23 protein-coding genes and 1 pseudogene are annotated in these 26,245 nt (G+C 54.0%); 15 read left to right on the top strand and 9 right to left on the bottom strand.

Going from position 1 to position 26,245, the window contains the following annotated elements; all coding sequences use genetic code 11:
* Positions 1–128: 128 nt before the first annotated feature.
* Genes ACZ5FM_RS23290 through ACZ5FM_RS23280 form a run of 3 tightly spaced genes read right to left on the bottom strand, consistent with a single transcriptional unit; the run spans position 129 to position 5,564 of the window.
* Entirely contained in the window at positions 129–3,383 is a 3,255-nt protein-coding gene (locus ACZ5FM_RS23290; protein WP_312948239.1) for an error-prone DNA polymerase, read from the bottom strand.
* A complete protein-coding gene (locus ACZ5FM_RS23285; protein ID WP_312948237.1) occupies positions 3,380–4,891 on the bottom strand; it encodes a Y-family DNA polymerase in 1,512 nt (503 codons plus the stop codon). Before ACZ5FM_RS23285 ends, ACZ5FM_RS23290 begins: the two co-directional genes overlap by 4 nt.
* Positions 4,812–5,564 carry an ImuA family protein gene (locus ACZ5FM_RS23280; protein WP_312948217.1) on the bottom strand — a complete coding sequence of 251 codons (753 nt, stop codon included), beginning with the start codon at positions 5,562–5,564 and terminating at the stop codon, positions 4,812–4,814. The genes ACZ5FM_RS23285 and ACZ5FM_RS23280 overlap by 80 nt, the downstream gene beginning before the upstream one ends.
* Before the next feature lie 580 nt (positions 5,565–6,144).
* On the opposite strand from ACZ5FM_RS23280, the gene ACZ5FM_RS23275 reads away from it, so the two are divergent.
* Positions 6,145–7,827: an FAD/NAD(P)-binding protein gene (locus ACZ5FM_RS23275; RefSeq protein ID WP_464041390.1), complete on the top strand. Its 1,683-nt coding sequence runs from the start codon at positions 6,145–6,147 to the stop codon at positions 7,825–7,827.
* A gap of 43 nt (positions 7,828–7,870) precedes the next feature.
* Positions 7,871–8,635: an MOSC domain-containing protein gene (locus ACZ5FM_RS23270; RefSeq protein WP_464041389.1), complete on the top strand. Its 765-nt coding sequence runs from the start codon at positions 7,871–7,873 to the stop codon at positions 8,633–8,635.
* Positions 8,636–8,681: 46 nt separating this feature from the next.
* On the opposite strand, the gene ACZ5FM_RS23265 is transcribed toward ACZ5FM_RS23270, so the two are convergent.
* Positions 8,682–9,473 (bottom strand): alpha/beta hydrolase, encoded by a 792-nt coding sequence (locus ACZ5FM_RS23265; protein WP_464041388.1) that lies wholly within the window; start codon positions 9,471–9,473, stop codon positions 8,682–8,684.
* A 198-nt stretch (positions 9,474–9,671) separates the two neighbouring features.
* On the opposite strand from ACZ5FM_RS23265, the gene budC reads away from it, so the two are divergent.
* The 3 genes from budC to ACZ5FM_RS23250 all read left to right on the top strand — a co-directional run bounded on the left by budC (position 9,672) and on the right by ACZ5FM_RS23250 (position 11,567).
* Positions 9,672–10,433 carry a meso-2,3-butanediol dehydrogenase gene (gene budC, locus ACZ5FM_RS23260; RefSeq protein WP_312948211.1) on the top strand — a complete coding sequence of 254 codons (762 nt, stop codon included), beginning with the start codon at positions 9,672–9,674 and terminating at the stop codon, positions 10,431–10,433.
* A gap of 55 nt (positions 10,434–10,488) precedes the next feature.
* A complete protein-coding gene (locus ACZ5FM_RS23255; RefSeq protein ID WP_259149844.1) occupies positions 10,489–11,238 on the top strand; it encodes an exonuclease domain-containing protein in 750 nt (249 codons plus the stop codon).
* A 131-nt stretch (positions 11,239–11,369) separates the two neighbouring features.
* Positions 11,370–11,567 (top strand): hypothetical protein, encoded by a 198-nt coding sequence (locus ACZ5FM_RS23250; protein WP_310503238.1) that lies wholly within the window; start codon positions 11,370–11,372, stop codon positions 11,565–11,567.
* Between the two features lie 393 nt (positions 11,568–11,960).
* On the opposite strand, the gene ACZ5FM_RS23245 is transcribed toward ACZ5FM_RS23250, so the two are convergent.
* Complete coding sequence (locus ACZ5FM_RS23245) at positions 11,961–12,161, bottom strand: hypothetical protein (RefSeq protein WP_259149846.1); 201 nt, start codon at positions 12,159–12,161, stop codon at positions 11,961–11,963.
* A 311-nt stretch (positions 12,162–12,472) separates the two neighbouring features.
* Here ACZ5FM_RS23245 and ACZ5FM_RS23240 point away from each other — a divergent pair, with 311 nt between their 5' ends.
* Positions 12,473–12,997, top strand: a complete 525-nt coding sequence (locus tag ACZ5FM_RS23240; protein WP_312948206.1) for a sigma-70 family RNA polymerase sigma factor — start codon at positions 12,473–12,475, stop codon at positions 12,995–12,997.
* Between the two features lie 490 nt (positions 12,998–13,487).
* On the opposite strand, the gene ACZ5FM_RS23235 is transcribed toward ACZ5FM_RS23240, so the two are convergent.
* The gene (locus ACZ5FM_RS23235) at positions 13,488–14,075 is read right to left on the bottom strand and encodes a hypothetical protein (protein WP_464041387.1); all 588 of its coding nucleotides are present in this window, start codon (positions 14,073–14,075) and stop codon (positions 13,488–13,490) included.
* Between the two features lie 161 nt (positions 14,076–14,236).
* A complete protein-coding gene (locus tag ACZ5FM_RS23230; RefSeq protein ID WP_464041386.1) occupies positions 14,237–15,211 on the bottom strand; it encodes an oxidoreductase in 975 nt (324 codons plus the stop codon).
* 84 nt (positions 15,212–15,295) lie between these two features.
* Here ACZ5FM_RS23230 and ACZ5FM_RS23225 point away from each other — a divergent pair, with 84 nt between their 5' ends.
* Positions 15,296–16,222, top strand: coding sequence for an AraC family transcriptional regulator (locus ACZ5FM_RS23225; protein WP_312948200.1), 927 nt, complete (start codon positions 15,296–15,298; stop codon positions 16,220–16,222).
* Positions 16,223–16,542: 320 nt separating this feature from the next.
* Here the strand turns inward: ACZ5FM_RS23225 and ACZ5FM_RS23220 are convergent, their stop codons facing one another.
* The gene (locus tag ACZ5FM_RS23220) at positions 16,543–18,153 is read right to left on the bottom strand and encodes an ABC transporter substrate-binding protein (protein WP_312948198.1); all 1,611 of its coding nucleotides are present in this window, start codon (positions 18,151–18,153) and stop codon (positions 16,543–16,545) included.
* 55 nt (positions 18,154–18,208) lie between these two features.
* Positions 18,209–19,357 (bottom strand): enolase C-terminal domain-like protein, encoded by a 1,149-nt coding sequence (locus tag ACZ5FM_RS23215; RefSeq protein ID WP_312948196.1) that lies wholly within the window; start codon positions 19,355–19,357, stop codon positions 18,209–18,211.
* 311 nt (positions 19,358–19,668) lie between these two features.
* On the opposite strand from ACZ5FM_RS23215, the gene ACZ5FM_RS23210 reads away from it, so the two are divergent.
* The 8 genes and pseudogenes from ACZ5FM_RS23210 (at position 19,669) to ACZ5FM_RS23175 (ending at position 26,110) form a co-directional block, all read left to right on the top strand.
* Entirely contained in the window at positions 19,669–20,415 is a 747-nt protein-coding gene (locus tag ACZ5FM_RS23210) for a FadR/GntR family transcriptional regulator (protein WP_192490044.1), read from the top strand.
* Between the two features lie 83 nt (positions 20,416–20,498).
* Positions 20,499–21,521 (top strand): ABC transporter permease, encoded by a 1,023-nt coding sequence (locus tag ACZ5FM_RS23205; RefSeq protein WP_250984866.1) that lies wholly within the window; start codon positions 20,499–20,501, stop codon positions 21,519–21,521.
* Positions 21,521–22,408 carry an ABC transporter permease gene (locus ACZ5FM_RS23200; protein WP_192489325.1) on the top strand — a complete coding sequence of 296 codons (888 nt, stop codon included), beginning with the start codon at positions 21,521–21,523 and terminating at the stop codon, positions 22,406–22,408. The genes ACZ5FM_RS23205 and ACZ5FM_RS23200 overlap by 1 nt, the downstream gene beginning before the upstream one ends.
* A 4-nt stretch (positions 22,409–22,412) precedes the next feature.
* Positions 22,413–23,249, top strand: a complete 837-nt coding sequence (locus ACZ5FM_RS23195) for an ABC transporter ATP-binding protein (protein WP_464041385.1) — start codon at positions 22,413–22,415, stop codon at positions 23,247–23,249.
* On the top strand, positions 23,249–24,010 hold the full coding sequence (locus tag ACZ5FM_RS23190; RefSeq protein WP_192489323.1) for an ABC transporter ATP-binding protein: 762 nt from the start codon (positions 23,249–23,251) through the stop codon (positions 24,008–24,010). Before ACZ5FM_RS23195 ends, ACZ5FM_RS23190 begins: the two co-directional genes overlap by 1 nt.
* Positions 24,011–24,429: 419 nt before the next feature.
* Positions 24,430–24,663 (top strand): BrnA antitoxin family protein, encoded by a 234-nt coding sequence (locus tag ACZ5FM_RS23185; RefSeq protein WP_464041384.1) that lies wholly within the window; start codon positions 24,430–24,432, stop codon positions 24,661–24,663.
* Positions 24,664–24,672: 9 nt separating this feature from the next.
* Positions 24,673–24,778: pseudogene (locus tag ACZ5FM_RS23180) on the top strand (ABC transporter ATP-binding protein); the annotation flags it as partial.
* Between the two features lie 306 nt (positions 24,779–25,084).
* Positions 25,085–26,110 (top strand): PAS domain-containing protein, encoded by a 1,026-nt coding sequence (locus ACZ5FM_RS23175; protein WP_464041383.1) that lies wholly within the window; start codon positions 25,085–25,087, stop codon positions 26,108–26,110.
* The last annotated feature ends 135 nt before the right edge of the window (positions 26,111–26,245 follow it).

Here is a 26,245-nt window from a genome sequence, read left to right as displayed (position 1 = left end):
TGCGGAGACATTCCTCCGCATTTTTGAAGATGGAGAAGCAGCTCAATGTTGGCGGCAGGTCATTGATCCGTGAAAATGGCGTCCCGTCTTTTCCGCGGCATTGAGACAATCAGACGAAATTTTGAGCGTCACTGAAAATTCCGGCTCTTTACCTTCAGCGTATCAATATGGAGGTCGCGGACAAACATATCCCTTGGCTGCGCCACCTTAGGTCTGTCTCGGGAATCGGGTCCCCCGCCATGCGAAAATTCGTCGCCTCTTCCCGTAGGGAGCCTGAAGCCAGTCTCCCTGTCCCCCAGACCTGACAGATCAGAGGTCAGATCAAACAGTTGTTGTGCCACAAGGTGGACGACATCGCCTTCCCGCTGAATACGACCGTTTACCGCCATCATTGAGGATCCGAGCACGACACGCCGACGCTTCTCAAACAGCGTCGGCCAGACGACGAGATTGGCGGGACCTGTTTCATCCTCGATGGTAATGAACATCACGCCCTTGGCAGAACCAGGCTTTTGTCTCACGAGAACCAGTCCTGCCGTATAAACCCACCGCCCATCCCTAGCATTCATCGCGTCCGCGCAGGTGATAATGTTGCGGGTTAAGAGTTCATTGCGAAGAAAGCTGACTGGGTGGTGGCGCAACGTCAGCCCCACATGGCTGTAATCCTGGACCACATTGTGTCCCTCAGTCATTTGCCGCAATGCCACCTCAGGCTCCTGCTGTTCCGCTATGGCTGTCATCAGTTTATCTGCTGCCGCGGCGAATAGGGGCAGAGGTTCATCGCGCAGCGCCTTTATTGCCCAAAATGCGTCACGGCGTTCAAGTTTCAAGGAGGGCAGAAACGCATCAGCCTTGGCGAGTTGTACCAATACCTCCGACGGTACGCCTGATCGCCGCCACATGTCGTCGATGGATGTAAACGCCACATTCATTCTCGCCGCAACGATCCGCCCAGCATCGACACATGCCAACCCCTTGACCTGCCGAAAACCGAGCCGAACCGCATGGCGGCCGTTGTTGCCCGCTTTCTCCAGTGTGCAATCCCATCGCGACCGGTTGACACAGACCGGTCGCACCTCGACACCGTGCGCTCTCGCATCGCCAACTATCTGGGCCGGCGCATAAAAGCCCATCGGCTGCGCATTTAACAGTGCGGCACAGAATGCATCCGGATAGTGGCATTTGATGTAGTTCGAGGCATATGCAATAAGGGCAAAAGAAGCGGCATGACTTTCCGGGAAGCCGTAGCTGCCGAAGCCCTCGAGCTGGGAGAACGTCTTTTCGGCAAATTCCGGCGTGTAACCGTTCGTCACCATACCGGACACAAGCTTTTCCTTGAACCGCGACACCCCGCCGGTAAACTTGAATGTTGCCATCGACTTGCGCAACTGATCGGCTTCGCCGCCTGTGAACCCGGCGCACACCATCGCCACCCGCATCGCACTTTCCTGAAACAACGGCACGCCCAGCGTCTTGCCAAGGACGGCTTCAAGCTCTGGTGTGGGGTATTCGACCGGCTCCTTGCCCTCTCGCCTTCGCAAATACGGATGCACCATGTCGCCCTGGATCGGGCCGGGCCGAACAATCGCAACCTGCACGACGAGGTCATAAAAGGTGCGGGGTTTCAGGCGCGGCAGCATTGCCATCTGTGCCCGACTTTCGATCTGGAAAGTGCCAAGCGTATCGGCCTTGCGGATCATTGCATAGGTCGCAGGATCCTCCTGCGTGATCTTTGAAAGGTCAATGTCCTCCCCCTTGTGATCGCGGATCAGATCAAAGGCCTTTGCCATGCAGGTCAGCATGCCAAGCGCCAGCACGTCGACCTTCATGAACTTCAGCGCCTCGACATCATCCTTGTCCCATTCGATGATCTGACGATCCTTCATCGTCGCCGGTTCGATCGGGACAAGATCATCGAGCCGATCATGGGTCAGCACAAATCCGCCGGGATGCTGACCAAGATGCCGGGGGGCACCCATCAACTGCTGCGCAAGCTTCAGGGTCAGGACGAGCCGGCGATCATCGGGATTGAGATTGAGCTCGCGGACATTTCGGTCGCATACCGCCTCCGACCAGGACCACATGCCCGATGACAGCGCCTTTATGACATCCTCGGGCAGACCAAGTGCCTTACCGACATCCCGGACCGCACCCCGTGCCCTATAGCGGGTGACAGTGGCGCACAGCGCCGCCTTCTCACGGGTGTAAGTCTTGTAGATCCACTGGATGACCTCCTCCCGTCGCTCGTGCTCGAAATCCACATCAATATCGGGCGGCTCGTCCCGTTCCTGGCTGACGAAGCGCTCAAACAGCAGATCGTTGGTTGAGGGATCAATCGACGTGATACCGAGAACATAACAAACCGCGCTATTGGCCGCTGACCCTCGCCCCTGACAGAGAATGCCCTGACTGCGGGCGAATCTGACTATCGAAAACACCGTCAGAAAGTACGGAGCGTACTTCATTGTGCGTATAAGGTTGAGCTCGTGCCGAATGGTCTTCAGAACTTCCGGCGGCAATCCTTCTGGATAACGATCGGGCACACTCTGCCAGACATAATGTTCCAGCGACGCCTGGGCATCCTTGCCCGGTACGATTGCTTCCTCAGGATACTGGTAGGTCAGTTCTTCAAGCGAGAAGGTGCAGCGCCGGACAATTTCCACGGTGCGTGCCAGCGCTTCAGGGTAGCGCGAAAACAGCCGCTGCATTTCCTTTGGTGGTTTGAGGTAGCGATCTGCGTGACGTTCGCGCTCGAAGCCTACCTCGTCAATGGTGGTGTTGTTCCGGATGCAGGTGACAATGTCCTGTAGCTGCCGACGACCAGGCTCGTGGAACAGCACGTCATTGGTGACGACGGTTGTCACATTGAACCGCGCTGCCAGACTGGAAATCTCATGCAGTCGCATCTGATCGTTCTGCCGTCGGCGCAAACAGAGCGATACATAGGCTCGATCTGCAAACACATCGGCCATCTTCCTCATCTGCACCGCACAGACATCGTCCGGCAAATCAGGAATGAATATTCCGATCATGCCGTCGCAATAGGCAATGACATCATTCCAGGTCAGAACGCAGTTGTTCTTACCGCCACGGGATTTTCCAAGCGTGATTAGACGGGTCAATCGAGAGTAGGCTGCTCGGTCTACCGGATAGACCAACAACGACATGCCGTCTTGGAGATCTAGTCGGCAGCCTACAACAAGCCGCAAGCCCGTTGATCGCGACGCCTCCAGTGCCCTGATAATGCCTGCCAGCGAATTGCGATCGACAACACCAAGCGCCTCGATACCGAGCGCCTTGGCAGTTTCGAACAGTTCCTGCGCAGAACTGGCACCACGCAGGAAGGAAAAATGTGTGGTGACCTGAAGCTCGGCGTAGCTCATGCGAATATCCCATGCATGAACCAGCGATGGGATCCGGTTTCAGGGTCAACGCCATCGCCTGAGCGGAACACCCACAGACGCTCGCCGGTTTCATCCTCGATCAGGAAATAATCGCGGACCGCCTCCATTTCCGCGTTGCGCTGCCACCACTCACCGAAGATACGCTCCGGCCCATCAGCCCGCTTCACCTTGCGGCGCTTGCCACGCCAGACGATCGAGACTGGTGGGCGGTCAGGCAACAAGGCAATGGCTTCAATCAACTCCGGTTTTGGCAACAATCTAACAGGCCTTCGCCAATGACTGACCCAAGCATTGGCGACAGGATCAGCCGCCGCAGAAATCCTCTGCACGCAGCGTTCAGGCACGTCAGACGCAACAGGGGCCACACGATAGACCCGATTCCCGCGATTGCCGTAAATGTCGATCAACGGCGTGACATCGGTGACGTCGTCCTCAACCAGTGAGGACACTTTCTGCGTCTCTTCCAGAAGTTCGACCATCACCGCGACCAAGGTCAGTTTTTCGATACCAAAACCTGGTTCGATCTTTTCGGTGCGGTCGCGAAACAGCTTTGTCAACCAGGCGATATCACGCGCTGGTTTGGCGGTTCCGGCACGGATCGCCTGTCGTGTGCCATCTACCTTTTCGACGATCAGGTCGGCACGCCTGACACCCAATCCCCTTTTCTGCAATTCATCTATCAACTGGACGACAAGTCGGCCGACATATTTGTTGATGGTATCTGCAGCTCCGATCGGTTCGGCAAATGCTCTGCTGACCTCGATCAAATCAGGTGTTCTGATTGGATCAATGGGTTCTGCAGCCCGACCGAACATCTGATCAAGCCGACGGCCAATTTCAGGCCCGAAGCGTAAGGTCAGTGGCGCGCGTGGTGTGTTGGCAAGTTCGCCAATCGTCTGGAAACCGAGGGTCTTGAGATCAGTGATGACATTTGGTGGCAAACGCAGCAGCGATACAGACAGTTTCTCCACGGCCCGCACGCTCTCCCCTACCGGAACAATCACCGTGCCGCGATTGATGGTTCTCGCACAGGCATGGGCTACACCCCAGGTATCAGCCACCGCCACACGGACGTTAAGCTTCTTTGCCAGAAACTGGTTGGTGATTCTGGTAACCATCGGCAGTTCACCACCCTGCAGATGATCAGCCCCTTCCGTATCCATGACAATGCCATCTAAACCGTCGACCGCAACAACTGGCGAATAGATGGTGAGTGCCCAAAGGGTAATACGTTCCAAGGCAGCCGCGTCAGCTTCAAGATCAGCATCGACCAGCAGCAATTCGCGAAACAGAGCCTGCGCTTTCGCCGCTGGCATGCCGACGTAGACGCCAGCTTTTCGGGCCGCGTGATCAGTGGCAGATACCCAGCGTTTGGAGCCGCTTCTGGCAATCACCACAATTGCCTGATCAGCCGAAATTGAAGGATCGGCGCGACGAATGCGATCCGTCGGCAGATCCGGTAGATAGATGGATACGACCCGTGTCATCGCACGCCCTCACGAAAAACTCCGCACACTCGCCCGCTTTCACGCGCATCAGTTCCAGAAACCACTGGGCACTGCCTACCCCGGGTACCGGAAGTCCTTGCGATGGCATCACACTGACGCGCCATCTGGTTGTTGACGCAGTTGGTTGGCCGAAATCATTGGCCTCCGTTTGACGACGCCATCGCCGGACTGCCAGGGCCATGGTGCCAGTTCGTTCGGCCGCCAGTTGAAGCCGACGTGAACCGACCATCGGCAAACGAACGAGTTCACCAACGACAGCCCCCAACCCGCCAAAGGATAATCCCTCTTCCATGTTGGCAAGCACGTCTTCTTCACGGTCGGATTCCACAAAAATCACTCGATCCGGATGGAGGCCGACTTGTGCGAGGGCTGGAAAAAACAGATCAGGTCGCGTCAGGCACCAGACGATAGGGCCCTTGGTGCGGGCAGCAATACCGGCCGCAAACAGGGCTGCGGCTGCGCCATCAACCGTCCCTGCCCCGCCGCCTGCAAACTCGTGAAGCGCACCAAAGGCGAGGCCACCACTTGGCAAAACCCTATCAATATCAGCGACGCCAAACGGTAACACTCCGGCTTTGCGCATGGATGCGCCTTCAAGCGACGCTATACGCTCACGCAAATCTGCGATCACCCGTTTGCAGGCAGCAGTCATCGTTCACAGCTCCCTTCGGACGTGTGTTTGCAAGTCGACATTACGTCGCAAGAGTTCATTTGTTCATTGTTTGTTCCCAAGGCAACGAAGAGTCAAGCGCTGTAGAAATTGGGAATATTATCCTTTTTGCTAGAATGTCGGCAAATAGTGATTAGAATCAAATTCGTAGCGAAAACGCAATTTATCTAAAAATATTTGCCTATCTGTAGCCAGATGGTGGATAGCGGGGAAAAATGGCCTCGTCCAATTTTCTTGAGCTTCCCCGGATCAGTCGCCCTGAGCCAAGGCTAACAGCTTGGCCCTGAAAACATCTGCTTGGCTCTCAGAAAATAGAGCTGAGTGGTAAGCAGCACGGGCCGAAACCTCTCTTTTCGACCGCACCAAGGCCGCGAAAACCATACGGCGTAACTCATGTAGACCAAACGGGCACTAACTTGAGAAATCTGCGGGCTTCGACACGGTGGTGTCTAACCTAATGCATGGCTTAGTCCGTCAACGTACACAGAGCTTGTTAGCGGAACACAATAGCGACCGTTACCATTACACACTGCCGCCGCAGTGGGCGATGTGGAGTAAATGCATGAATACCAGAATTTGCATCATCGGTTCAGGCCCAACCGGAATTTTTACACTCAAGACGCTGGTTGCCTCTCCAGTCCCGCTGATAATCAGCGTGTTTGATGCCGAACTTGTCGCCGGCAAGGGAACACCCTACCTGCCGGGGGCAAATGATCCGGTTATGTTGTCAAATATTCCCAGCATCGAGATACCGCCGTTGATGGAAACGCTCGTGGATTGGCTTAACCGTCAGTCCAACGACTATCTGAGCACATTCAACATAAACCGATCATCAATAAATGATCGCGAATTTTATCCGCGTTTAGTGATCGGAGACTATTTTCACGATCAATTTCAGGCGATCCTCTCCGTTGGAAAAATCAACCGCCATCGCGTGGAGGTTTATCCCGGCCATAGGGTTACCGACATTGAGCTCGGTACAACCGATATCCGTCTTAAAGTCTCCAGCTTCGACGGGGATTTTGACGCCGTGTTCGACCATGTCGTTATGGCCACGGGTCACAACTGGCCTGAAAACACTCAGGTCAAACCCGGATATTTCGCGTCGCCGTGGCCCGCCACAGAACTGCAAGAGATCGGCGATGGCAGACTTGGCATTCTTGGTACATCGCTCAGCGGTATCGATGCACTTCTAACAGTTGCGACCTCTTGTAGTTCATTCGTGTGTGACGCCGGAGGAACATTGCAGTACGTAACAAGTGCAGGACACCAGGACTTTCACGCAACAATGATGTCCCGGAAGGGCTTATTGCCCGAAGCTGACTTCTACTGCCCACTTCCCTATATAGAACCACAAATTTGTACGTATGAAGCCATCCAAAACGAAGTCAATATCGGTTCTCAGGGCCTGCTGGATCGGGTGTTTGATCTGTTCCAGCGAGAGTTGTTGGCAGCTGACCCTGATTATTCCGCTGAAATCGGTCTTAGTCACCTGTCGGTTGACACATTTGCGGACGCTTACTATGGGCGGCGTTCAGACACCGATCCATTCGTATGGGCGGCGGCAAACCTTGCGGAAGCGCACCTTAATTTCGAGCTGCAGTTCACCATTCCCTGGCGATACGCCATTCTCATTACGCATGAGATTATAGAGAAAGCCATACCACACCTCGACACAACCGATCTCACGCGTTTTAACCGGTCATTCAAGGGTATTTTTATCGATCAGTATGCGACGGTTCCACATCTTTCTATTCGTCGGCTTTTGGCACTGCGTAACGCTGGCCGATTAGACATTATTAAGCTCGGATCGGACTATGACATTGAGACCGAGGGGCTCGAACGCGGAGCACGGATCCGGACAGGCGATAGAGAACAACAGTTCAGCAGTTTCATCGACGCGACCGGACAAAGCAGTTTGTCTGTTCGTGAACTGCCTTTCCCTACACTGTTAAAGCAACGCGGAATCCAGGCGGCAAACACGCCTGAGCCAGCACGTCGTTTCATGGATGGCGAAAGTGCCAACTTTAAAAAGACAGGTGGCATCGAGATCGACGAGGCGTACCGACCACGGGGAGCAACTGCACTCTCAAACCGACTTTACTGTGTGGCAATCCCATTCCTCTTGCACAAGCGTCCCTTCGTTCAGGGCATCACAAGTGCAGCGGAACTGGGAAAAACGGCAGCAAACGCTATATTGGCGGATATTGCTGTGGATCAGCCGCCCATACTTCGCATGGCATAACAGAGGCTGTGGAACAGCTGAATTCGTCAAGCGTTGGCTGGTAATGAAAAAAATCGGAATAGTAAAAGAGATTTGGCGCTACCCGATCAGTTCAATCGGCGGGGAACGGTGTCGTCGGGCGGAGGTGAATGGCTCAGGGATGTGCGGAGACCGTCAGTATGCTCTGTTCGATGCTCGCTCAGGGGCTGTGGCGGCGCCCGAGAAGGACAGCCGGTGGCGCCCTGCCCTGTTCTTGAGCAGCCGCACCTGCGATAATGACATTACCCAGATTTGCTTTCCCGACGGGCGTCGAATGGACGTCAATGAACCAGGGTTGCTGCCATACTTGAGGGATCATTTCGGATTTGACGTGGCTGTAGGCCAGTACGATGAACCAAACGCACAAAATGTTTCGCTTCCACAGGTAAGTAATCGATACGATCTAGCACCCCTACACCTGCTGACCACTGCCTCGCTTTGTGAGATTGTAAAAACAGCTCCAGAAAGTGCTAACGATCCACGGCGCTTTCGGCCAAATATCTTGATTGAAACAGATTGTGAAGCAAGCTTTGCAGAGACAAATTGGCTCGGCGCGAAGTTGAGTATTGGTCCCACCACATTGAATGTCTCAGAGCCCACGAAACGTTGTGGAATGACCTTCATTGGCCAGCCGGGTCTTGAGGAAGAACCAGAAATATTGCGCAATATCGTCCGAAAAAATCGCAGGACACTCGGTGTCTACTGCGACGTGATGATATCAGGATCGATCGAGTCGGGAGCAGCAGTCAACCTGCAAATTCAGTCGCTGAACGAAAAGCCTACCAACTGACCTCAACTCATTGCCACAACTGATGGACATGGGCTTTGTGGTCGGGTTAGCGATTGAAATAGTTCTGGAGAAACATAGACGCCTTCTGCGCTCCGGATGAGGAGATCGTGTGACCAACATCTGGAAGCAATGTCACTGAAACATCAAACCCAGCAGCCTTCAACTGCGTGCCGGCAGCTACCGAGGCAGCCGACGGAATAGTTTTGTCGGCGCGACCATGGATCAACAGAACGCGTGTGTCGTTACTGGCAGAGATCGCTAATGGCAGCATGCCGGCAAAACTAACGACGGCGCCTACTTTCCATCTCCCATTGGCGACTGCGTCCAAAGCCATGATTGCGCCTTGCGACACACCCACGAAAGCAACGTTACGAAGGTTACCTTCGAAACCTTCTCTTCTCACGATCTCCGATACCAGTTCGTCAAATGCCTGTCGCGCTCCCTGGATGCGATCGGGACGCATAACTTGGTCATCCACTACGAACCACTGCCTCCCACCCGATCTGTGAACGAAGGGTGCATCGGGATACACGAAGCTCGTATTCGCCAAGGTCTTTTCCCACGATTTTCCGATCGTGGTAAACTGACTCCCCCCTCCTCTGATGCCGTGGAAAAAGATAACCAACTGTCGGCTTTTCTGTGCGTTGGCCGAGCTTTGAGCGATCTGTGCAGTGAAAAGCTCATGGGTTCGAAAAGCGGTTGGCTGGAGAACTTGGCCGTGGACTGCAACTCGTCCGGGACGCTCCAACGCGCTTGCGTTGGATGAAACCACCCCCAAGAAACCGACTGAAAAGACCATGCAAGTGACGAAGGTGAATACGGCGAGTGATGACATCATAAACGGTCCCGTGGAATTATCGAAACCAGTCTGACTTGCCTTTGTTCCCCTGTTCCGCCGTTACCATGGCTAACAACTGCGTGATTACATATCGCTTATTTTAGTTGGCACGACGACGCAGGCCTGATGGTGTTCGGAACATTCGATTTAGACCATCGTTATCGGACGAGAAGTCATCACACATGTCGGGAGAATTTCATGCAGCGCTTCCACGGTAAGGTTATCATCGTCACCGGAGCTGGATCCGGAATTGGCAAGGCAACAGCAGAGAGATTTCTGAGTGAGGGGGGCCAAGTCACACTCGTTGGCCGCACCATGTCAAAGTTGGAAGAGGTGGCGAAGCGATATTCGCCCGATCAGGTGTTGATCGTTGAAGCAGACGTATCGAATGAAGCTGAAGTAGCTGCATTTGTTGCGGGAACCAAAGAGAAGTTTGGCCGCATAGATATTCTTGTGAACAATGCAGGCGTGGTCGCCGAGGGCGACGTCGAGACGCTCTCTACTGATGACTGGCGCAATGTGATGGCCACTGATCTCGATGGTGTCTTCTTCGCGTCGCGTGCAGCCATGCCACATCTCAAATCGTCAAAGGGTTCGATAGTGAATGTCAGTTCGGTTTCCGGGACAGGTGGTGACTGGGGTATGGCTGCCTACAACGCAGCCAAAGGCGGTGTCACGAACCTGACGCGAGCAATGGCGATGGATCATGGCAAGGACGGCGTGAGGATAAACGCAGTTTGCCCGAGCTTCACAAGCACTGGAATGACCCAGGATATGATGGGTGATGAAAAGCTTCTCGCCAGATTTAATGAGCGGTTCGCGTTGAATGGGCCAGGAAAGCCGGAGGATGTGGCCGGGGTCATCGCCTTTCTTGCGAGCGAGGACGCGAGATTTGTGACTGGAGTGAACTTACCCGTAGATGGTGGCATGTCGGCCTCCAATGGCCAACCGCCTCAATAATCCAAACGCTTCATAAGATGGTTCAGTGGTCAGGCTGATCTGCAGGAACAGTGCGATGTCAACATTTCGAGTTCGCGTGATTGATCTTGAGACGGCAGGAAACGGCCAAAGCGATGTGTGCGAGATCGGCTGGCAGGACGTGGTTTTCGACAGCGCCAATGGCTGGGTCGTGTCGAGCGAACGTGGATCGCAGTTGGTCAATCCGGGTAGGCCTATATCTCCTGATACGATGGCTGTTCATCACATTCTCGACCGTGAGGTTGCCGATGCGCCCTACTGGAAAGAAATAGCGCGATCGATACTGCGTCCTGACGGTAAAATTGATGCTTTAGCTGCGCATCGCGCGACCTTCGAACAGAGATATTGCACGCCGCGCATGACCGGTGGCCTGCCCTGGATCTGCACATGGAAATGCGCGCTCCGAATTTGGCCGGAACTTCCACGATTCTCCAATCAGATGCTGCGCTACCAACGTATGCCTCAGGGCCTTATCCACGAGCTTGGACTTCCGGCGCACCGGGCCATGCCGGACGCCTATGTCACGGCTCACCACCTGCGAGACCAATTGAACGCCACATCGCTCGAACAGTTGCTCGCGTGGAGCAATGAACCTGGGCTTTTGCCACGGGTGCCTACCGGTAGTGACCGAGGCAAGAGGTGGGACCGTCTCAGTCTCGAAACGCTGGCTGAATTCCTCCACGACAGAGATGTCGATGTGCGTTTCAGTGCTCAGACAGAGCTTACGCGAAGAAGCGAACTGCAGCCTCCCGTGGTGTCGGAACCAGTTCAGCGAACTTTGTTATGAACGAGCACTCGCCTTCATCAAAATATCCCCACACGCCGGATGGAAGATACTTTGTCGTGCGCGGACGTTTGTGGCGAGCAAGTAACCCATTTCTCGATGAGCAAACGAGACGACATCTGGTCAAACAGTTAATGTCAGCGCGTCGTGCGGTTCGGCAGGCTAAGGGTGATCCTGACCGTCTGGCTGCTGCACGCAGCCGTGTCGACATTGCGAAGGTGGCGCTGGGCGAGCGCGGTCCTGTGTGGTGGAACGCCGAGGAACCGGATTTCAATAGGCAGCTTGTCAGAAAAACACCTTACGCCGCATGGTTTTCTGCGATTTCAAAATAGCGCGGAGCTAGCAGGGGGAGTATGAACAGAGGATTAGTAACCACCTCATTGACATTGCGCGCCAACGCAGATGTTGAAAGCGAAAGTAAACGGACATCGTCATCTTGGCGCGGGTGTCGCCTCAGCTGCCACCAGCTGAGATTTATTAGACGTTCAGGTGGCGCTCAAATGCGCTTAATTTCCTGTCTGAGCGCGCGGGACATGCAGAAATGGTATGCCCACAGGACGATTTTCCCGCGATGCCAAGGTCCAGGGTTACCTTATTACCACCTCGCAGTATCGTGCTGGTCCGTTAAGTACGGTTATTTTCCAGTCATGACGTGACACTGTGGGGCTTGTGGAACATCGAATTCCGCTTTTATACGCAAACAACCCAAAAACTTTCCACACGCGTTACGGATCGTAATTTATATCCCAGTCCTTGCTGGGCTTTTTGGCCCCAGGCGGCGCCTTATTTACGGTCGCATCGTCTGATCCCGTGATAACTCGGGGTTTGGCGCTAGACACTCCATTGTTTCTGGATGATTTTTTACCACGGGCAAACTGCGGTTTGCTGTCCTGATGAATCTGCTCAATATTGTCTTTTTTCGTCATGTGTACTTCCTCCACTCCCCCCTAACTCTGATCGTTTGACGTTGTTCCTGATTTTCTTCGTACCCTCCTTAGATGAGCGCGGGTCCTAACAGGTAACCCGCCTTTTCAGTGACCAGGACGACGAACAGAATGAACATGCATGACAGCTGCCAGCCCCCAACTGGAAACGAAAGCAAAAGTTTACCGGTTTTTGGTCACCAGCACAGAACCTGTTTTCTATAAAGGGCTGACCCCGAGACTTCTCACCGTACGGTGCCGTACGGCAACCATAGACGCGTAAAGGCATTCCTATCCCATGTGAGGAAGCCAAGATGAGTAATCCTAAAATAGTCGGCGCTACGCTAAGGGTTTCGAACGAAAACGAGATCAGTTTACTCAAGGACCAGATCGCGGGATTCACCACTATACTTCTGGTGTTCGCCCGCCGGTTTGTGCGAACGGACCAAGACGCTGAAGATTTGGTACAGGAAGCAATTTTCCGGGCGCTTCGGTCCGCGCATCTTTTCACTCCCGGTACGTCGCTCAAATCCTGGCTTTTTACCATTCTACGAAATAGCTTTTGCAGTCGCTACAAAGTCGCAAAGCGGGAACACGTGGGTCTCCCACTATCGGTTCATCAATGCATGACAACGACACCAGAACAAGAATGGAAATTAGAACATGATCAGGTAATGCTCGCGATCCGGGATCTGGACGTGAGGCAACGACAGGCCCTTATGCTCGTTGCGGAAGGGACAAGCTATGCCGCCGCAGCCGAGATTTGTGGCTGTAAGATCGGCACTATAAAAAGCCGCGTAAACAGAGCTCGAGAGACCTTAAAGCGAGATCTCTACTGAGTATGTATTTCCCGCCTCATCTGGCACATCTCTATTCATTTTTTTAATCCAGCGCCTTAGTCTGTTCGAGCGGTGGCCATATTCTCAACATCCACCGAATGCACGGAGACTGGAAATTGTCCGTGCCGGAACGTATTCTGCGTATTTGCGTGATTTGTTATCATGAATGATAGAAGACTGCGGATGTCCTGCTCTGATAGAGAGCGACTAATGCTGAGGAGCAAATGCACGTGCACACGCTCGTTGAGAACAAATGGCCTTGACGATTTCGTTAAGCATCTGGGTGAAGTGAAATAGGCATACGGAATCGGGCCAATTCGGTGGACCAGCCTTTGGGATTTTTGTCCTACGGTCCAGTTAGCCACTAAGAACGTTCAACGAAATGGCTTCGGGCAAAACGTGGTTGCCTGCATCAGGCCACTGCCAAACGACGAGATCAAGGTTCGTCAGCGCTCATTCACTCATGAAAGAGCAACGCAGATGGCGCGAGCTAGTGATACATTCGTCGGTTAGGACGACTACTGTCAAAAAGCGAAGCCCAGAGATAGTCCCGCACTTTACCCATTACATTCTCAAGCCCTGCCGATTTCAACAATCCATCCAGATGGCGGACGACTTTTGCCAGATGCTGTCTTCCCCCGAACTCGTTGTAGTCGTCAGCTCGCTTCATCAACGCAAATAGCTCGGCTTGCAACTGAATTCCACTTAGTCCGGCTGCGATTAAAGCCGCATCGCTAGTAGACGCGACCTTTAAGCGCGCGGCGCGAAATCTTTCTTCGGCGCTACTACCAGGGACAGCTGGATCTCCACGCCATGCATTGATCATAGCATCATACAGGTTGGACGCGAATAACCGCACACCCAGACTATCCTCGCCGGAAACAACGAGTTGGCACAGGAATGCCTCTGCCTCGTTAAGCAACTCGATCAACATAACGCGGCTCGACTTGTCCATGGGCAGTGGAATGTTAATTATGGACAAGCCGTACCTCGCGATATTGGAGACCGGAATTACCTTAAGCACGACATGTGCCGGGACCGTCGAGATGATTAGTCTGAAATCCTTAATGTCTGCCAAAAAAACGCCCCACCGAAACCAGCCTTAATCCGAAAAGACTTGCCGCTTCGTAAAAATCCTTAATGCGCAATCGTGACCCATCAAGTGAAATTCTACCGAGGATTTCGTCGGGTCCGACGCGCACGCAGCTGGGCTTCGTTCTGGGGGCCAAGGGTCACGTGTCACTCACGCGTGTCTAGCAGCTGCCCCGTCAGTTGCTCGGACAATGTCCAAAGCCGCTCTGCCGCCTCAACATCCATGGCCCAAGACGCGACGCCCTTGTTCCCGTCAGCTTGGCTCTGCGGCAAAGCAATCTCGCAATCCTCGCAATAAACGCCGCCAATGCCATTGAGTTCAGGACGGGTTGCTGCCCAGACACTGGTCGCAGCGCCTTGTTCCGGGCTCTTGAGATCGCGTGATGGGTCAACGCGACGGTTACCCTTCTCGTCATACACATCGAATGAGTTAATCTCGTCTGCGCTCAGATGCCGGGCAAGATCTGTTAGAATGACACCGGGGTGGAGAGAGAATGCCCGCACACCGTGTTGTTCACCGCGCCGGTCGAGTCCGACAGCAAAGAGCGCATTGGCTGTTTTAGCCTGTCCGTAAGCCTGCCACTTATCGTAGGCGCGTTTTCTGAAGTCGATATCGTCGAAATCAACCGGCGCAATCTGATGACCTCTCGAAGATACGGAAATCACACGCGCACCATTCGCCTTAAGGAGTGCGGGCCATAACCCTGCCACTAGCCGGAAATGCCCGAGATGGTTTGTCGCGAACTGGTTCTCATGTCCATCCGCATCTCGGGCCAGCGGCGTCGCCATGATACCCGCACTGTTAACCAGAATCGAGATCGGCGTGTCGTTCGCGACCATCCTGTTTGCGAATGCCGCGACGGATGCCGGATCCGCGAGGTCCATGGTTTCGATGATCACCCTGTCGATGCCGGCAAGCGTGCGCTGCGCCTTCTCGCCGTTTCGGGCCGGCACAATGACGGTGGCGCCAGCACCGGCAAGCGCTCGTGTGGTCTCGATTCCCAGACCCGAATAACCGCCCGTGACAACCGCCGTCTTGCCGGACAGGTCCATCTCAGCCACCACATCATGCGCCGTGCTTGCCGTGTTAAAACGGGACCCAATTGGTTTTTGCTCGGACATATCGGCACTCCTTTTTTGTTTGTGCTGATTTTTATATCGGATAAGATATCGGAGCCTCCAGTTCGCAAACGCCGGATTTTTGTCGTGATCGTCCAATATAATCAGGATGCCCTATCCGATGTGCTAAGCGTGATTGATGCGCAAGCTCTGTTTACGGTACGGTTTGCCGCAGGTGGTAACTGGTCAGTTGCCTTCCCACCACCCGGATATGTCAAGTTCAATGCTATCCGCCAAGGCGGCGCATGGTTGCTCTCATACGGTGAGGCGCCCATATGGGTAAAAGCCGGAGATTGTCTCGTGGTGAGCGGCAGGGCCTTTACACTCTGTGGCAATCCGAAGGCGAAGCCCATCCCCGCGAGCGAAGTGTTCGCGGGCGGTGCTTTGGACGTTTGTGTCGGAGATGGTCGAGATTTTGTGCTTCTTGGCGGCAGTGTCAGTCTCGACACGGTCGATGGCTCCCTGTTGACCGATGCCCTTCCACCGGTCGTCGTAATCGAGCGCGAGGAGACTGGTCCCATCACTTTCCTACTCGAACAGCTTGATCTCGAATGGAACGGTGCAGCGCCTGGCTCGCGCATAGCCTGCAACGATCTGCTGCGGTTGGTATTCATCCACGTTCTGCGCGCCTACCTGGCACGCCAGACCTCGCAGCATCCGGGTTGGCTTGCTGGACTTGCCGACGCACGCCTTGCGCCATCCATGCGGGCGATCCATTCGCAACCGGCGCGCAGATGGACAGTAGATGCACTGGCCGAACTTGCAGGACTGTCACGCTCGGCCTTCGCCGAGAGATTTCGCGCTACTGTTGGATCCTCACCGATAGATTATCTTGCCAACTGGCGGATGCGGCTTGCGGCAGCAAGGCTGCGTCGTGGCAATGAGCCATTGTCACGGATCGCTCAATCCTTCGGTTACAACTCAGACAGTGCCTTTGCCGCCACATTCCGGCGCGTTGTTGGGCAGTCTCCCGCGCGCTACCGCAGCCTACACCGAGACCAGGCGGACGCTTAGCCGTCACGGTCCCATCAGTGCGTCGGAGCGCACCGCTTCAATGATAAAATCAAACGCTGCTTTCACCCGCAAAGGCTAATATCTGGGCGACGCAAATATGAATTGATCGAGAAACGCGCCGACAGACGCGACCGGAGTTGCGCTGCGAAGATTTCGACAAATCGATAGAAATGCGCTTTGTCGCATATTAAGCCAAGAAAACGGCTGTTGTAACGAGGTGGGATTTTACCCGGCTGCAGGATTTGTACCTGCTAGCCGGGTCAATGTTTTTGAGCGATCCGTGCCAATATATCAATTATCCACTCAGATCGCCGTCTCCCTTACCTTGCTTTCCCGACAGTCGAGAGCCTTGTCTGCCAGACAGGGCTTATGGTCAGTCCGGTGATGTCTGCGCGTATGGCAACGGAGTCAGTGACCTGAGAGATTGCCTGGATCGCGGGCACTCGATCGCGATAGATTTGCTGGATTTTGGCATATTCGGCTTTTTGCTGCTCGGGTGCCATGAACAGCGCCTTATCAATCTTATTGTTGAGCTCTTCGTCGCGGTAAGAAACCCGCCAGCTCAAAAGACCTGACAATTGCGCTTCGTCACTATTGTCAGGATTATGGACAATACTGCGCAGGTCACCGTCTGGATGAGAAACCTGGCCGCCACTTCGCCCTACCAGCAGCTGGAATTCGCGTTTGCGCATTGGTCCGTAAACAGTCTCTCCACCGCCTGTGATCAATTTTACATCCACGCCCCCATCTGACAACGCACCCTGAATGGCGACTGATAGATTGTCAAACGGTGGTTCCGACAGGGCGTGTAAGGACAGTTGCAGGCCGTCTGGATATCCTGCTTCTTTCAAGAGCAACTTGGCGCCTTCGACGTCCCGCTCAGGCGGAGTGTCATTGTTTTCACCACCCAGACCAATCTGGATCGGGTCGACATGAAGGACCCCGTAATATTTCATAACGGCATCGTTGATCGCTTTGAAATCAATGAGCTTGATTATTGCTTGTCTGACCTTGGGGTCTGACAGCGCCTTATCCTTTACTGACATGGCCAGATAATAGAGACCGTTACCGACCTCATTGATTATCTTGACGTCCTTGTCCTTTTCCAGTGCACTGAGGTCTCCAGCGCTCAGTGAATAGGCGATGTCCAGATCACCTTTGCCAAGAAGCAATCTCTGAGACTGAGATTCCGGCAGATGCCGCATTATCACCCTGTCCATAGTCGCGGGTGCGCCCCAGTAGTTTTCATTGCGCTTCAGGACCACCATCTCGTTCGGCGTCATGACCTGCAGGTCGAATGCACCGGACCCTGCTGCATGTGTTGCAAGCCAAGCGCTGCCGAGATCGCCGTTCTTTTCGTTTTCAAGCACCGTTTTCATATCCAGGATGGATCCTGGACCGGTCATTGCTATCGTCAGGAGAATGATTTTCGGGTCGGTCTTTTGCGGAATGCGAATTTCAACTGTCTGCGGGTCTATTGCTATGAAGTTTTCGTCAGCATTTTGCGCGGTGTAACCCCTAATCTTGAAATTCGTGGCTTGGGCAAGGTTGAGTTTCAGGACGCGCTTGAAGGACCAGACGACATCTTCGCTGGTAACAGGGTTTCCAGAAGCGAAAGCGGCCCCGGGTCGTAAGTTAAGACGTATGGATGTTCCGTCCTGCGCAACAGTCCAGCTCTCCGCAAGTTCTGGTTTGAGTGCGGTACGGTCGGCCGGGTCAATAGCAATGAGATTGTCATAAAGATTGGTGATGATCTGGACACGTTCTTTGCCACCTGCGCCAGCCGGATCAAGCGTCAGAACGTTAGCCATCGAAAACCCGACGACCAGTTGGTTTTCCGGTGTTTTAGCGACGGCCGTCCATGGCTGCAAAGCCAGAAGAACCATAGCCGTCGTGGTTGCGATAAAACCTCGCCGGTTCAACTTTTTCATAATATTTCCTCCCATGGCGTTTCCTCCTCAGGGCGCCTACGTGGCAAAGACTCTCTCACTTCACCAGGTTGTCGTTGATGTAATCAAGGTTGATGTCGACGCCGATCCCCGGCTGTTGAGACAGCGACACGTAGCCTTCAGAATCCATCGGATCATCAATGGAGTTGAGGTATTCGGGGCATGCATCATAATCCAGCATGGGATGCAGGAGGCCACGCTCGTACCAGCGGCAGTTTTTGCTGACTGCAGATATCAGAAGATTTTCAGCGCCGTGACCATGAACCTCGCAATTCATGCCAAAACTCTCCGCCAGATGCATTGTCTTCAACGCAGGCGTAATACCTCCGACGTCCTCAACGCCGGTGCGCAAAATATCGCAGGCACCCGCCTTTACCCATTCGGCCCGGTGCTTGTACTTGCCACCCATGGACTCAGGACCAATCACGGGGATTTTCAGTTCGGCGGCAAGCCATGCGTACGAGGACATGGACTGCTCGTCCATTACTTCCTCAATCCATGTAAAGTTCAACTTCTCAAGGCCTTTACCGAGCGTGTATGCCTCCTCACGCGAATACCAGTGATAAGCGTCCAGCATGAGCGGTATCGCAGGTCCGACAGCTTCGCGCACGGCAGCACAGGCTTTCAAATCCATGTCGATATTGGGAGACCAGCTTACAGGGGGCATCCAAGTGTGCAGCTTGATGGCACGGTAACCGCGTTTAACCAGCCATTCAGCAAAGCGACCGTAATCCTCAGGCGTCGCCAGTCCGCCTTCAATCTCGTCACCGCACATGATCGAACCATAGGTCGGCACCTTGTCCCTGTACGATCCTGCCAGCTTGTAGGACGGTATGTTCGCCAGTTTCCCGCACAGATCCCAAAGTGCCACATCCACAACGCCAAGTGTTCTGTCACTCAACTGGCCACCACTGCCCCGTTGCCAGTGTGCCAGATCCTGCCACAACCGTTCGCGTGCAAATGCGTCCTGATGTAACAGCACTGGCCTGATGAAGTTGTCGAGCAGATGCGAACGAACCTGTTCAGGGCTGCCAAACGCGTGTCCCTCCATGCCATTTTCGGCGACCAGCGTTAGAATGGATTTTCTCACCCGCTTTGCTGGCCCCGGGTGATCGTGACCATCCGTATCCTTTTGCAGATGGGTGGTGTGCCAAAACGTGCGGACATGCACATCGACAATCTTCATTCTTCAACTCCCTAGCATTCATTTGACCCTGGCGGCTGGACGCAACCGGCACAGATTTCACGTGCACAACAATTCCACAACGTAGTAGGACATGTAAACACGACTTCAGTGCTTTTTTTCAACGCATCGAGAAGATGGACACTTCTTCGGATTTCAATACAACATCTATAAAATTGTTTTTTCTACCTTTATTCCGCTAGACGAAAACGAAAATAAAATTTTTGCTGTCCTACTACGATTGAACAACAGCCATTACTTGTCATACATATTGTCACGTAGTATGAAGAATTCAGGAGATCAGGAGGACCGGAATGAACAAAACGACATCGCTTGACAGCCTGTCATTGGCCGCCACGGATGCACGCCCTCTTGTTGCCCGCATCACGGATACTTTGCGCGAAGGCATTGAGCACGGCGATCTTGAGGCTGGTGACCGCCTGTCGAGCGAAACTGAACTCGCTCGACAGCATTCAGTCAGCCGTGCAGTCGTCAGAGAAGCTATCGCAATCCTGAGATCAAAGGGTCTCGTCGAAGTCAGGCGAGGCGTTGGCGCGTTCGTAGCGGAGCGTGTTCAAGAACCAGTCCCGTTTGCTGACCTGTCATTGGAGCGAATTTCGTCGGTCATTGAGTTGATCGAGTTGCGGCTTGGGTTTGAAACGGAGGCGGCATCGCTCGCTGCTACGCGACGCTCGGCGACCCAGCTTGAAGCAATTTTCGATGCGCATCGCCGAGTGGCTGAAGATATCGAACAGGAGCAGCCGACACGTTACACAGATTTCAATCTCCACCTGAAGATTGCCGAAGCCACGCAAAACAGCCGGTTTCCTGAATTGATGTTACTAGTCAAAGCAGGAATGGTGGCGGCAGGGCCGAAGGCCATATCGGAGGATTCCGCCTCGCTGCTTCCTAAAAATCCCCATCTTCAGGAAGAACACGGGCGGATCGTCAATGCCATATTGCGTGGATCGTCCGAAGATGCACGTGCCGCCATGCGAGCTCACCTGGAAGGCAGTCTCGAACGTTACAAAAATCTGCTCCTGGCTCGCATCGCGATGTAGCAAGGCAAAGTCGATGCGCTCAGGCATCGTCAACTCACCATAATTCTATCAAGAACCTGCTCGGGAGGCAGGCGGGAGGAAACATGTCCATGTGGAGGCTGCGGTTTATGCGATTTGCCGACCAGTTCGGTACGATAGCGGTCACCCTGCTCGGCTTGCTTATGCTAACTTTCTTTATCGGCCGCATGATGCCCGCCGACCCGGTGCGGGCTATTGTCGGTGAAGATGCGACACGGGAGACCTATGAGCAGGTCTTTCGTTCGCTCGGTCTCGACCGCCCCGTGTGGGAGCAGTTCTTCTTATATCTGCGCGATGTGCTGACCGGTAATTTCGGCACGTCTATTCGCACCGGTCAGCCGGTCATTCAAGATATCCTGCATGTCATGCCGGCGACGATTGAGCTGGCAACCTTTGCCATCATCATTGGTGCTGGCCTTGGTGTGCCGCTTGGCGTGTTTGCGGCTGTGAACAAGGATCGCTGGCAGGACCATGCCGTGCGTGTCGTCAGTCTGTTCGGCCATTCCATGCCGATTTTCTGGACCGGCATGATCGCGCTGATCGTGTTTTATGCCCATCTCGGTCTTGTCGGCGGTAGTGGCCGTATGGACCAGTTCTATATCGGTCTGGTCGATGAACGCACGGGCTTCCTGCTGATCGACAGCCTGCTTGCCGGTGACATGGATGTGTTCTGGTCGGCGGTAAACCACCTCATTCTTCCCGCCAGCCTGCTTGGGTATTCGTCATCGGCCTATATCACCCGTATGACCCGCAGCTTCATGCTGGATCAGCTGGGTCAGGAATATGTGACGACGGCACGAGTGAAAGGCCTTTCCAGCCGACAGACCGTCTGGTTACACGCCTTTGGCAACATCCGCGTCCAGCTCGTTACCATCGTGGCGCTGGCCTATGGCTCACTGCTTGAAGGCGCCGTGCTGATTGAAACGGTTTTCGCTTGGCCCGGTTTTGGCCAGTACCTCACCAGCAACCTGATTATCGGCGATATGAACGCGGTTATGACCTGTGTTCTGATCGTGGGCGTCATCTTCATCGGGCTTAACCTGTTGTCTGACGTTCTCTACCGCTTCTTTGATCCGAGGACACGCTGATGACCACGCAAACACAAAGCACAGTGCGTCTTCCCGCCTGGTTGAATGCCCTGAAAAACATCTTTGTTTTTCTGCTGAAAAGTCCGACCTCGACCTTTGGTCTGATCGTTCTGGGATTACTTATTCTGGCGGCGGTTTTTGCGCCATTCATTGCAACGCATGACCCCTATGCTCAGGATCTGGTCAACACCCTGCAGGCACCCGGTAACGGACATCTGTTCGGTACGGACGAGCTGGGACGCGATATTTTCAGCCGCCTGATCTGGGGCGCCCGTATCACACTGACCATCATCTTTCTTGTGTCGATCATCGTTGGCCCGATTGGGCTGATTGTCGGCACGGCGTCCGGTTATCTCGGTGGCAAGTTTGATACGGTGATGATGCGTATTACCGATATCTTCCTGTCTTTCCCAAGCCTCATCCTGTCACTGGCTTTTGTTGCGGCACTTGGGCCAAGCCTCAACAATGCAATCATCGCCATTGCCTTGACCTCGTGGCCACCGATTGCCCGTCTGGCGCGCGCTGAAGCAATGACATTCCGTAATGCCGATTACATCGCAGCCGCACGTCTTCAGGGTGCGTCACCCATGCGCATCATCGTCAAGTCGATCATGCCGATGTGTCTGCCATCTGTTCTCATCCGCCTGACACTCAATATGGCAACGGTGATCCTGACAGCTGCCGGTCTTGGCTTTCTCGGCCTCGGCGCACAGCCACCATTACCTGAATGGGGCGCAATGATCGCGACGGGACGGCGTTATATGCTGGATAGCTGGTGGTTGGTGACCTTCCCGGGCGTTGCCATCCTGTCGGTCAGTCTTGCCTTCAACCTGTTGGGCGACGGTCTGCGTGATGCACTCGACCCGAAGCAGATGAACCGGAGATAAGACGATGGAAAAGACCATTCTTGACGTTGAAAATCTCCGCATTCGTTATGGTGGCTCCGCCACGGAAGCCGTGCGCGGAGTGTCCTTCACCCTTGGACGCGAACGTCTCGGTATCGTTGGGGAAAGTGGCTCTGGTAAATCGACCGTAGGGCGTGCGTTGCTGAGACTGCTGCCCGGTGCGACCATTACCGCTGACACGTTGCGTTTCGACGAACTCGACCTTCTATCGCTCTCGGAAAAAGAGATGCTCAAGGTTCGCGGTCGTCGTATGTCGATGATCCTTCAGGATCCGAAGTTTTCGTTGAACCCGATCCGTCGGGTCGGCGATCAGGTGGCTGAAACCTATTTGCGGCATTTCAAATGCGCCAAGTCGGAAGCGAAAGACAAGGCACTGGCCATGCTGGAGGCGGTGAAGATCCGTGACCCACAGCGTGTCTACCAGCAGTATCCGCACGAGATTTCTGGCGGCATGGGCCAGCGCGTGATGATTGCCATGATGCTGTTGGCCGATCCTGATCTGGTGATTGCCGATGAGCCAACCTCGGCGCTTGATGTGACCGTGCGCCTTCAGGTGCTCAATATTCTCGACAGTCTTGTCCGCGATCGCGGTATTGGCCTGATCATGATCAGTCACGACCTTAATCTGGTGCGCAATTTCTGTGACCGCGTTCTTATCATGTATGCCGGTCGCGTTGTGGAAACCCTTGAGGCACGTAATCTCGATAATGCGCAACACCCTTACACGCGTGGTCTGTTGGCTGCACAGCCGCGTATTGGCGGCGCGCGCGCGCCGCTTGCGGTGCTTGACCGTCGTCCTGAATGGCTGGAGGAAACTGTCTGATGTCCGTTTCTGTCGAAACTCGCGATCTTTCCATTTCCTTCGGTACTGAACCCAATGCGGTCAAGGTTCTGCCCGGTGTATCGTTTTCTGTTCAGCCGGGAGAATGTTTCGGACTGGTGGGAGAATCCGGCTCTGGCAAGTCCACCGTTCTGCGTTGCGTTTCCATGCTGACGGATTTCTGGAAGGGTGAGGTGCTGATCGCGGGCAAATCCGTGCGTGATATGCCGCTGATCGACCGTTGCCGCATCCTGCAAATGGTGTTTCAGGATCCCTATGGTTCCTTGCATCCGCGCCAGTCGGTGCGCACAGTTCTGAATGAACCGCTGGTGATCCACAAGCTGGGCGACAGGGAAGAGCGGATGCGCAAGGCCATCACCGATGTGGGGCTGCCGGTGTCCTTCCTTGATCGTTTTCCGCACCAGCTGTCCGGCGGTCAGCGCCAGCGCGTTGCTATTGCCCGCGCGCTGATCCTGGAGCCATCCTTGCTGCTATTGGATGAACCAACTTCGGCACTGGATGTGTCTGTTCAGGCGGAAATTCTCAACCTGCTGCAGCGTCTTCGCGAAGAGCGTGGTTTTACCTACATCATGGTCACACACGATCTGGCCGTGGTTGATCATATGTGTGATCGCTTTGCGGTGATGTTGCGGGGCGAAATTACCGAAATCCTGCCGCGCCAAGCCATCGCTGGAAACGGTGCCACGCATGATTATGCGCGTGAACTGATTGGTGCATCTCTGGAGTATGAAGGCGCACATTAAAACGCCTGAAAATTTTCAAGTCTAATAGCCGTGTTCGCTGTCAATTATTAGCGAAAACGACAGCGCGCCTTATTGTACTCGAATGGAATTTCTTGCCGAGTAGATAGCGTGTTCAAAGCGGTCAGGTCTTCCAAAAGATGACGACAACTCTGCGATGCCTTGAAACACCATCATACCGGCAAACGGCGAGAGGTTTCTCAGCTCACGATTAGGCTGTACATTGAAGAGAGCTTCAGTTGCGCGCAGTTCAGCACGAGCTGATCGGGGTGTCGCTTACAGACTGTTCAGCGTAAGGGTGACCTGCGTTTGCTGCACGATTCTGATCAATTCGTCGAGAAAGAACTCGAGCAGAGATTGCGCCCCCTCTGGCCAAGCTGAATTAAAACGTGCACACCAGATTTGCACGAAAGGAAATAACAATGGCGACGAGACCACGACGACCGTCCAATCCTAAAGACGCAGCCGAGGCGCTGTTCAAACCGGCCAAGAAAGTCACGGCGCCGGTCTTTGAACGTCCGGTTATCCGCAATGCCAAGGAGTTGGTGTCGCTGAAAATCGACAGCGATATATTGGCGCACTTCCAAGCAGACGGCCCAGGCTGGCAGGACCGTATTAATGACGCCCTACGGGCAGCGGTGAATGAAGCAACTTAACGCTCTTGTGGCGTCACCTACATCATGGTCACATCATCTGGCCGTGGTCGATCATATGTGTGATCGCTTTGCAGTGATGTTGCGGGGCAAGATTACGGAAATCCTGCCACGCCAAGTATGGAGTTTTGCACCGCAATTCGTTTTATTCACATCTACGACAGAAGTAATAAAGCGACGGGTGCGATGCGTCGACAAGCAGTTTGGAAATTTGCGCGTAAGCAAGTCGAAACCTGGTTGAGGCGGGTCCATGCAACAATATTTTGCGAAATTGACTTCGATCAATATCACAATGCTTATTCTCATATACTAAAGTGCGAACATACAGTTCGTGCAAGCCTTTGCTATTTTGCGAGGGTTCGCCTAATTCAGCAGCTGCAATTCAAAATTACACCGCGAGAGAACTATACCGGGACGACCATCTATGACGCAAATCCGCCCGCTGAAAACAGCAGATTCCAAGCTTCGTCTTTTGGAAGAAAAGTTGAATGTCGGAACGTGGGTTTGGGATCTAGCTACAAGTGAACTCGTCTGGTCGTATGGTCTGTTCAGAATGCTGGGTTGCGAGCCGACGTCCGTGGTTCCCAGCCTGGACCTTTTCCAATCGCTCGTCCACCCCGATGATCAATGGGACTTTGACAATGCGGTAGGGCTCGCATCCGACAAGCGCACTCAGGACAGGCGCTTTCGTATTATCAGGCCTGATGGCACTCTGCGTTGGCTCTTCAGCAAAGCGCAACCGCACCACGACCGCCATGGAAACACGATGATTCTTTTTGGCGTGATCGCCGATGTTACCCAGGAAGAAGAAACAAGATCTGCCCTACTTGCAGAAGAGCGTACTAACACAGCGCTCACGGGGCTTCTCAAAGGCAAGGTCTGGCGAGCCTATCCCAATGGCAAACTGATTGAAACCGCAGACTGGACTAAGCTAACCGGTGAAACCGCCGCGCAAGCTCATGACTGGGAAACACTTGCAGCAATACACCCCGAAGATAGAAGTTCCTTTCGCGCAGCATGGAAGCAGGCGATAGATACTCGGGGGGAATATGTCTTGACATTCCGCGTGAGAACCGTGGCCGGACACTATGTGCATATTGCCAACCGAGCCATGCCTATTTTGGGAAACCATGGCCGTATCGAACAATGGGTTGGTCATTCGGTTATGGTAGAGCCAAGCCAGTTGCCACAGCGTACGCCTGTAGCTTTGTGTGCATCACAGGTTCGGGCCGCAAGAGGATTTCTAAACTGGTCGGCCCAGGATCTTTCAAATCATTCTGGCGTGTCCTTTTCTACTGTTCGGCGCATGGAAGCATCTACGACTTCGGTTCGGCCTGAAGCGGTGGCCGCAGTGCGGACTGCCTTCGAGGCTCACGGTGTTCTCTTCGTTCAAAATGAAGGCAGCCTGTCAATCGTTCTAAGCGACAATAGATTCTACTCGGGCGGGTAGAACGTCCGCTGAGCGATTTTCGCCCACAAACGGCAACATATCTCTGCGAGGTGAGCCAGATTGGCTCATTTTGCATTTCTGGGCAATTTTGGTCCACTAAATAAGCATTTCTAAATAAGCAAATATAAAGCCTCC

The organism is Agrobacterium sp. 5Ca50, assembly GCF_055381905.1.
This window is presented reverse-complemented; position numbering and strand designations above follow the sequence as displayed.